This window comes from Streptomyces sp. UG1, assembly GCF_049974585.1.
Taxonomy (GTDB): domain Bacteria; phylum Actinomycetota; class Actinomycetes; order Streptomycetales; family Streptomycetaceae; genus Streptomyces.
In genome coordinates this window covers 1-8130 of the sequence record NZ_JBNGGG010000106.1, presented here as the reverse complement: position 1 = coordinate 8130, position 8130 = coordinate 1, and the positions used below count along the sequence as shown (strand labels likewise).

Annotated in this window: 9 protein-coding genes; 4 read left to right on the top strand and 5 right to left on the bottom strand. The window is 69.6% G+C overall.

Annotated elements, in window-relative coordinates; genetic code table 11:
* Nucleotides 1–176: 176 nt before the first annotated feature.
* From ACP4J3_RS50310 to ACP4J3_RS50290, 5 genes are all read right to left on the bottom strand, one after another.
* On the bottom strand, nucleotides 177–365 hold the full coding sequence (locus tag ACP4J3_RS50310) for a hypothetical protein (RefSeq protein ID WP_426544947.1): 189 nt from the start codon (nucleotides 363–365) through the stop codon (nucleotides 177–179).
* A 65-nt stretch (nucleotides 366–430) separates the two neighbouring features.
* The gene (locus tag ACP4J3_RS50305; protein WP_426544951.1) at nucleotides 431–955 is read right to left on the bottom strand and encodes a DnaB-like helicase N-terminal domain-containing protein; all 525 of its coding nucleotides are present in this window, start codon (nucleotides 953–955) and stop codon (nucleotides 431–433) included.
* Nucleotides 956–973: 18 nt separating this feature from the next.
* Nucleotides 974–1552 carry a DnaB-like helicase N-terminal domain-containing protein gene (locus ACP4J3_RS50300; RefSeq protein ID WP_426544945.1) on the bottom strand — a complete coding sequence of 193 codons (579 nt, stop codon included), beginning with the start codon at nucleotides 1550–1552 and terminating at the stop codon, nucleotides 974–976.
* Nucleotides 1552–2817 carry a DNA cytosine methyltransferase gene (locus ACP4J3_RS50295; protein WP_426544949.1) on the bottom strand — a complete coding sequence of 422 codons (1266 nt, stop codon included), beginning with the start codon at nucleotides 2815–2817 and terminating at the stop codon, nucleotides 1552–1554. Before ACP4J3_RS50295 ends, ACP4J3_RS50300 begins: the two co-directional genes overlap by 1 nt.
* A 5-nt stretch (nucleotides 2818–2822) precedes the next feature.
* Nucleotides 2823–3131 (bottom strand): hypothetical protein, encoded by a 309-nt coding sequence (locus tag ACP4J3_RS50290; RefSeq protein WP_426544943.1) that lies wholly within the window; start codon nucleotides 3129–3131, stop codon nucleotides 2823–2825.
* 154 nt (nucleotides 3132–3285) lie between these two features.
* On the opposite strand from ACP4J3_RS50290, the gene ACP4J3_RS50285 reads away from it, so the two are divergent.
* The 4 genes from ACP4J3_RS50285 (at nucleotide 3286) to ACP4J3_RS50270 (ending at nucleotide 7886) form a co-directional block, all read left to right on the top strand.
* Nucleotides 3286–4359: a hypothetical protein gene (locus ACP4J3_RS50285; protein ID WP_426544941.1), complete on the top strand. Its 1074-nt coding sequence runs from the start codon at nucleotides 3286–3288 to the stop codon at nucleotides 4357–4359.
* A gap of 571 nt (nucleotides 4360–4930) precedes the next feature.
* Nucleotides 4931–6187: a beta-ketoacyl-[acyl-carrier-protein] synthase family protein gene (locus ACP4J3_RS50280; protein ID WP_426544939.1), complete on the top strand. Its 1257-nt coding sequence runs from the start codon at nucleotides 4931–4933 to the stop codon at nucleotides 6185–6187.
* A gap of 138 nt (nucleotides 6188–6325) precedes the next feature.
* Nucleotides 6326–6514 carry a hypothetical protein gene (locus tag ACP4J3_RS50275; RefSeq protein WP_426544937.1) on the top strand — a complete coding sequence of 63 codons (189 nt, stop codon included), beginning with the start codon at nucleotides 6326–6328 and terminating at the stop codon, nucleotides 6512–6514.
* A 781-nt stretch (nucleotides 6515–7295) separates the two neighbouring features.
* On the top strand, nucleotides 7296–7886 hold the full coding sequence (locus ACP4J3_RS50270) for a hypothetical protein (protein WP_426544935.1): 591 nt from the start codon (nucleotides 7296–7298) through the stop codon (nucleotides 7884–7886).
* Nucleotides 7887–8130 lie beyond the last annotated feature (244 nt).

The following is an 8130-nucleotide window of genomic DNA, read 5'->3' as shown; positions in this document are numbered from 1 at the left end:
CGTGCCTGCTCTGCTATCCGCCCCTACCGGCTGATCGTCACCCCTCCACGCAATCACGGAACTTGACGGAGCCCTGGTCTTATGCGCATTGCGAAATACTGAACGGCCAGAAGCCCAGGCCGGGGAGAACCCCACTGACTCGCGGCATGACGGACTATCACCGAGGATTGACTCGCTCATTGAGACTCCTCGTGGTCGATGCGGGCCATGACCAGGGTGTTGTCGTCGAGGGCCTCGAAGCCGCGGGCGGTCAGAGCAGCGCGGGCCCGTTCTCGTTGGGGGCCGGTGATCGTGGCGGTTACGGCGCTGGTGTGCGTGGGGTGGGTGTCGAGGCGGACGTACGCGTCGGCGGCAGGGGTGGTCACGAAGAAAGTGCTCGCTTCTGCCGGTGGCAGGGCCGTTGCGGGCCCGGTCACCGGCGGGTTCGGGGTCAGCGGGAGAGACGTGCGGCGGGTGGCGCCGTGGTCTGTGGCGGGCCGGCCCGGGGCGGCGCGGTGGCCCTGGTGCGTGTGGACGTGGTCGTCGGTGCGGGTGAGGTGGCGTGGTGCCAGCGGGTGCGGGCGGCGGACAGGTCGGCGAGTGCGCGGCGGCTGCCGAGGATGAGCTGGTACGGGGTGGTCGCCGGGTCATTGGTGAATGCTTCGATGCGCCGGCCGACGTGGTGCGCGGTGGTCAGGATGGAGCGCTGGAGGATCCGCTCGCCCCAGTACTCAGCGGAGGCGGCCGGTGCGCCGAGGAGGTCGAGCAGCTCTGCCGGTTCGGTCCCGGATGCGAGGAGGCCCTGCTGCTGGGTCTGCCACAGGATCGTGACCGGGTCGATGGGGACACCGCGCCGGGTCAGAGCGGTCAGGCACTGCCACAGGCCGGCGTGCAGAGGGCGGGTGAAGTCGTCGGCGGTCAGCCACCGCATCTGCTCGACGTCAGCCGGGTGCGCCGTCGCGGTCGCGAGCAGCAGCCGCTCCTCATCGACTGCCTACTCGGGGACGTTGAGGGCGGCTGCCGGGGCGGGGGCGGGGGTGCGGGGCAGGGAGCCGGAGCGGGCAGGGAACCGGGCGGCGATGTCGTCCACGGCGGCGGTGAGGGCGTCGGCGGCGGCGAGGGTGGTGGGCACCGGGTGCGGGAGCGTGACGTCCCTCGCGGTCAGCGCGAGGCGCTCGGCGTGGGTGCGCAGGGCACGGCGGGCGTGCTCGGCCTCGATCACCCGCGCGTACGCGGGCGCGTGCCGGGGCCAGGGGCAGACTTGGACCAGTGTGTGCAGGTAGGAGGCGGTCAGCCCGCGGGCGTGCTCGCGGGCGGCGGCGAGCACGGCGTTCAGCCAGCTGGTGTCCTGCGCGTGCTGGACGGTGTCGGGGACCGGCAGGTCGCGGATTGCGGCGAACAGGGCGCCGTGCGCGTAGTTGGAGAACGAGCCGGGCTCGATTCCGGTGATGTCGGTGCGGCGGTGGGGTTCGAGGAGGAGGGCGCCGAGGAGGGCCTGCTCGGCGTAGTACACGGGTGGGTGCGGCGGTCTCGTATAGAGATCGTCCTCATCGGGGTCGGGGGTGCGGGGCATCAGGCGGCGAGGGTGAAGTCGTCGGGGTTGAAGGGCTTGTTGAGGTGCGGGGCGAGCAGGTGGGCTGCCAGGCGCGGGGGGACGGCGTTGCCGATCTGCGAGAAAGTCTGGCCCTTGTTGCCCTGCCAGGGGTAGTCAGCGGGGAAGCTCTGCAGCACGCCCGCTTCCCGGGCGGTGATCTTGATCGGGGTCGGCGCCGCTTGCTGCCCGTCGTTCGGAAGGCCGGAGGCGGTGTCGGCGACCCAGGTGCACTCGTTGGCGCGGTGGCCGAAGAACAGGGTGCCGGCGGGCTCGTCGGCCCGGCGCACGGTGGCGTTGGTCTGATTGTTACTGCGCAGGGGCCACGACCAGCGGTGCGCCTCGGCGGTGAAGGTGGGTGCCGGAGCATCTGCGGGGCGGTTCTCACCGGGCCGGGAGGCCCGCCCGGAGCCCTGTCTGCGGGAGGCCGGGACGAGTTCGGCGTCGGGGCGGGGTGTCCAGGTGCCGCGGTCGCGGGCGTCGGTGAGGGTCTTGCGTGAGCCGGAGGGGAAGGGCTCGGGGCCGCCTCCCGGCCCGCCGCCCGCGCACACGGTGGGCACGGGACGGTCGGTGGCGCCCCAGCCCAGGGCTTCGGCCATGGATACCCAGCGGGCGCGGCCGGGCCCGAACAGCGATTCCGGTTCGGCGGAGGGTGCGTGGGTGGGCGGCGGAGGTTCGGCGGTGCGGGTGCGGGAGGCGAGCAGGATCGCCCGTTTCCTTGTCTGGGGGACGCCGTAGTCTGCGGCGTTGAGGATGCCGGTCCATACGGAGAATCCCCAGGTCCGCAGGATGGCGGCGTATTGCCGCCACAGGGGCAGGACGTCGGGGACTTCTTCCATGAGCACCCACTCGGGCTCGCCCACCGTGTTGAGGGCGTGCAGGTAGCGCATGGGTTCGGCGGCGAGGAGCGAGCGTTGGTCCGCGCACGCGCCGAGCATCTGTTCGCGGGTGTCGCGTCCGGTGGCGAGGCCGGCGACGGCCTGGTGGACGAGGGGCTGGTCGACCAGGCCGAGGCGTTTGCCTGCCATGCTCCATGCCTGGCAGGGAGGGGAGGCGATCAGCCCGAGGATCCGGCCGGAGAAGATCCATGCCGGATAGACGGCGACGTCGGTCCGGATCGTCAACTGCCCGGCCCGGGCACGGGTTTTGCAGGCCCACTCGTCCCACTCCAGGCCGACATCCCGTGCGCCGAGGACGGTGAGTGCGTGGCTCCAGCCGCCGGGTCCTGCGAACAGGTCGAGGATGATCCGCCTCAAGAAGCCAGCCCGAAGTCGTCCTGCACGGGCTCGGTTTCACCCCGGCAGGCCCAGGGAGAGCAGCCGTCGACCACGCCGTCCTCCAGTTCCTCGGCCGCGGCGGCCGGGTCGTCGAGCTCCCGCTGACGGGCTACCCATTCGGCGGCCGTGACGTGGTCGATGGGGGCCTGGTCGAGCGGGACGCGGGAGCGGTGCAGGAATGCCTGACCGAGGGGTACGGCCGGAGGTGAGTCGGCAGTCGCTGGTGTGCGCGAGCATCGCCTTGCCCTGGATGCCGATGCCGTACGGGACTGCCATTCCGCCACTGGTTCGGGCGCCGGCGCGGACCGGGGCCGCCGCCATCTCGACGACCGACGTGGGTCGGGGCCGCCGGAATCAGTTTGCCGCTCCGTGCTCAGCCGCCGACCTCGGGACGTGCCTGCCGGGCCGTGCGGCATGATTGCGACCATGCGTAGAGGGGTGGGCGGGGGGCTCCGCCGATGGTGGCCGTGGCGCGGGCGCGACGAGTCGGCGCTCACCGAGATCGAGGCCGAGATCACGGCCTTTGGTGAGGCTTTGGACGTCCATTCCTTCAGCCCGGGCCAGCCCGGCGCCACCGATGAGATGCGGGCCGAGCTGGTGCGTGCCCTCGACGCATACGACCAGGCAAAGCGGGAGGTCGCAGGCGACCGGGGGCGGGCGGACATACTCGATGTCCTGCGCACGCTGGACGAGGGCAGGCATGCGCTGGCCTGTTTGGATGCCTTGATCGCCGGCCAACCACTGCCGGAGCGCATGCCGCTGTGCTTTTTCGACGCCCGACACGGTAGGGCTGCCTGGCACGTCAGTTGGGCGCCTCCCGGGGGTGCCGCCCGGACCATCGCCGTGTGTGCAGCGGACGCGGTCCGCTTGACGGAGAATCCGAGCCCAAGCACTCCGAGACAGCCAGGCCCGGGCAGCAGAGTCCGCACGCAGCCACGCGAGGCGAGGCCTCGCCCCACGACACCGACGCCTGTCTCCCAGCCGCAGGTCAGCGGGAAGGGAGGCAGCGGCGAGCAGATCCATCGGCTGAAAATGCCGTCGTACCGCCCGGCCGTGATGGTCTTCTCGACCAACGGGCAGACACGGGTCCACCTACGCTTCGAGGGCAGGAAGGGGCGCTCCTCACGCCTGTACCGGCTGTCGGCCGACGGCACCCCCATCACCGCCCGGATTCCGCTGCCGGAGGCGAGCAAGGCAATCGCCTTTCGCGTGTTTGCCGACGGCGACCGGGAGGAGTGGACGGCGATTACGGCCCCCCTGCGAGAAGTCCCGCGCTTCCACGACGAGATCACCGGAACCGGATCAGATGTCGTGCACTACCGAGGGGACCCGGGCCCGGGCGTCCTCTACTACGCGGGGCCGAGCCTGATCCAGTTGGAGGCGCTGAACGACCGCCTCGCCTACTGGGTGACGGTGACCGAAGGCCGCGCCGGGGAGCATACGTTCCAGTGGCCGGGCCGCGGCTACTACCAGGTGCGCTCGGCCGGGGCATGGAGCCTGTCAGCCACGTGACGAAGCGCGGACCGGTCCGGTGCCCGAGCCTGCGGCAGACGCGAATCGACCCGCCATCAGCCACCCGAATCGTCGCTGTCCCGGCCAACTGAGTAGGTGTTTTTGTTCCCCGGCTGGTCATCCCGTGGGCGCGGCGGAGTCGCCCACGGGATGTGCTCACCTGGTGAACCGGGAGGCGCGATGCCGTCGAAAAGTTGTCGAACCAACCCGAACACCCCAGCCCTCAGCACCCCGCGATGATCCGCGACTTCGCTGCGAGCCACGGATCTGACGGACCCGTAGGGCGCGGCTGTAAACCAGAGGCGGTCTCGACCGGCGCCTTGCCCATATTCCGGTGTGCGCGGCGGCTGTTCCTTGTGGGGCAAACGACCGGCACACTCAGCGACCGGGCCGGGCTACTGTGCCCGTCGTACGGGGTTGACACCGGCCATGGCGGTCGCGCGTGACCTCACCCGCAGGGCGACCCTCGCCTGATGCAGCGTCAGCTTGAGACGGTGCACGACCGACAAAGTTCCCTGCGCGGAAGTAGCTTTGCCCTTTTGGTCAAACAGATAACTGAATGAGGAAGATCGTGGTAGAGAAAGCTTCCGCCGGAGCGTCGGATGTCGCGGTCACCGGACTCGGAGCGGTCACGCCCCTGGGCGCCAACGTCACCTCCAGCTGGCAGGGCATGCTGGAAGGCCGGTCAGGAGCCCGGGTTTTGAACGAACCGTGGGCCCATGAGTTGCCGGTGCGGATCGCCGCACCCGCGGCCGTTGACCCCGCGGCAGCCCTCCCGCCCGCGCAGGCGCGCCGGATGGACCGCGTCACGCAGCTGGCGCTGATGGCCGTACACGAAGCCTGGGCGGACGCCGGCCTCGATACCGCTACGGAGCTGGACACTGAGCGGCTCTCGGTCGCGGTCTCCTCCACCATCGGCGCACAGACCATGCTCGCTGCGCATCAGACGCTCCAGACCAAGGGCTGGAAGCACATGTCGCCCTACGCGGTGCCCTCCCTGCTGCCCAACAGCTCGGCGGCGCAGATAGCCATCCAGTACGGCGCCCAGGGCAGTGCCCATGCGCCGGTGAGCGCCTGTGCCTCGGGGACCGAGGCCATCGGGCTGGCGGCGGACATGATTCGCTTGGGCCGGGCCGACGTCGTGATCGCCGGCGGCGCCGAGGCGCCGATCCACCCGTTCGGCCTGGGCGGGTTCGCCGCCATGCGTGCCCTTTCCCGACGTAACGACGACCCGCAGGGTGCCTCCCGCCCTTTCGCCAAGAGCCGGGACGGTTTCCTGCTCGGCGAGGGCGCGGGCATCGTGATCCTTGAGTCGCAGGCCCATGCCCGCGCCCGCGGTGCCCGGGTCTACGGCCGGATCCTCGGTATCGGAATGTCTGTCGACGGGCACCGCATCGCCCAGCCGCAGCCCGAGGGACTCGGTGCGGCCAAAGCCATCACCCGGGCGCTCGCCGACGCGGGCCTGTCGGTCACCGACATCGCCCATGTCAACGCCCACGCCACCTCCACACTGGCCGGAGACCTCGCCGAAGCCCGCGCCCTACATCGTGTGTGCGGCGCCCACACCGACCAGATCGCCGTCTCGGCTCCCAAGTCCATGATCGGACACCTGCAGAGCGGCTCCGGCCCCGTCGAGGCGATCACCACCCTGCTGGCCCTCTACCACCGCGTCGTGCCCCCGACCCTCAACGCAGACGAGACCGACGACGCAATCGGCTTGGACATAGTGACCGGATCACCGCGCCAACTTCCTCAAGGACCACTGGCGGCCCTGAGCAACTCCTTCGGCTTCGGCGGCCATAACGCCACCTTGGTCCTCGCTTCCTGAGTGGGTGTTCTTTCAACGCGTCTCCGTGGGCTGCTTCCGGCGTAGGGCACTGCCGGGCGGCGGGGCCCTACCGGGGAGCGGTTGATCTTTGTCCTGGAACGGGGTGTGGGTGCTGCCAGGACTTGATGGACTGAGGGGATGAAGATCCTTTCGACTCGTGTTCTGCGGGCTCTTGAGCGGTTCAATGCCGCCTATCCCTGGGATCACAACGCCCACTACCACCGCTGGATCTTGCGGCAGCTGCCGAAACGCTTCGATCGCGCTGTGGACATCGGCTCCGGCAGCGGTGACCTTGCGAGGCCCTGGCCCGACGCGCCGTTGCCGTGACGGCAGTCGATGCCGATCCCGTGATCACGGTCCAGGCTCAGAAGCTGACTCCCTCATCGCTTCCTGTGACCTTCACCGTCGCGGATGCAGTAGCCGAGTTCCCTGCCGCTCCTACGACGTCATCACGTGTGTCGCCACGGTTCATCATCTGCCGTTCGCCCAGGCACTCGCCTGTTGTAGAGTCTCACAACTCGTGGCCGAGGGCGTGCTGGTGGCCAGCGGGTTCTCCGGTTGTCTCATGCTACGGCCACATGTCCCGTCTCACGTTAGTGACCGAATCCCCGGACTCGTTTGGCCGCAAGGGCGGGCCGCTTCGAGTCACCCAAGCGCGGACTGCGAATTGGGGCCTACCGGAGTCGTCCCCATGCAGTCACGTGAAGTTGCCGGGAGCACCGGCCGAGTCTCACTTCGGTGGCACTTCTTCGGTGGCGATGCTTCTCCGCGGTCTTGTGTTCGCCTTGCTGGGCTGACCCCGTCCGGGGCGAGGCAGGAGCGGGATGCTCGGCCCGCTGTCGCGGCTGAGCGGAGGCCGGGGTTCAGTTGTGCAGCCAGGACCGGGCGTACCGGTGCTCGTCCAACAATGGTGATCACATAGTCGGGTTATCGGATGGGTGTGTTGTTCCGAACCCGGGACCGGTCCCGGTCACCCCGTAGATGCTTGGGCAGCGTGAAGCAGCGCGGGAGACGGCGGCGGGCGGCGGGCGCTGCTGAGCGCGGTCCGGCCCGGCGCGGGACGTTCGTGGTTCGGTGGCGGCTGCGGATCGGTGGTCTCCTCAGCGGCGTGTTGTTGATCGCCAGCCTGGGCTGGCTGGGGCTCCTCGTGCCGACCAGCCCATGGTGGATCACCGAGGTGTTCCGGCCCGTGGACGACCTTGGCTCGTTTCTGGGGGCGCTGTTCGCCGCGGTCTTGTGGTTGGGCCTGCCCGGGATGGTCGCGGTGCTCGCCGGGATCCGCCCGGGCAACGCCGCGCTACGCCGACGCGTGCTAGCCATGGACGGCGAGGGCGTGTGGATCTACGAGTCGGCGAAATGGTGGTCCGCCCCGCGTCTGGTGCCATGGCGCGACGCCAACCCCGTTCGCGTGTACACCCTTGATCACACCGACATCGATCCTGCCGACACCGGGCCGGAACCAACGTTGGTGCCGTGGGACTTCCTGCAGTTTGGCGATCCCCCGCAGGCCACCATCCACCTGCTGTGGTTGACCGCGACCGCTGAGGACATCGTCGCGCAGGCCGGGCGCCGTCGACCGGATCTCACCGTCCTCGACCAGCGCACCCCCCGTGTATCGGGTCTTGGCGGTTGGGTACTACGTCGGCGTCGCCGGCCCCGCTCCCGGATGATCACACTCCGGCGTCAGCGGAGCAGATAGCCGGCGTCGCGAATGGTGTGGAGCACGGATGGTGGGCCGAGTTTGCTCATGGCCGTCCAAGCTCCGCCACATGTCTCCGTCACCGGAGACGCCGTACCAGATCTCCTGAACGCTGACGTTGAGAATCTGGCACTCAGGGCTGCAGAGTGTCTCGGGCGTTCTCGTACATTGGGCTTGATCCGCTTTGACGGACATCGAAGATCAGGGGCTTCGGCCCCAGAAGGATGATGTCCATCATGGAGAG